Source organism: Gilvimarinus sp. 1_MG-2023, from assembly GCF_030548285.1.
Map to the genome: position 1 here is coordinate 1 of NZ_JAUOSC010001868.1, position 230 is coordinate 230.

1 protein-coding gene is annotated in these 230 nt (G+C 48.7%); it reads right to left on the minus strand.

Annotation, left to right across the window (positions count from 1 at the left end; all coding sequences use genetic code 11):
* The coding region (locus Q4563_RS23165; RefSeq protein WP_303606223.1) for a response regulator at positions 1 to 210 on the minus strand (210 nt) is incomplete at its 3' end.
* Positions 211 to 230: the final 20 nt, after the last annotated feature.

Genomic DNA, 230 nt, shown 5'->3' on the forward strand with positions numbered 1-230 from the left:
TTTCAATACCTCCAGACCAGAGATATCCGGTAATTGCACATCCATAACCGCCAGCTGAAAACGATGACGATGCAGCGCATCGATGGCATCTGAGCCGGTATACACCACGGTGACGTCAAACAGATGTTCCAGATACGTCGCATAAACCATGGCCGTTGATTGACTGTCTTCGACCAATAGCAGCCTGGGCAGTGATATTGATTTGGTCATCCGTTGTCTCTCTATTCAGC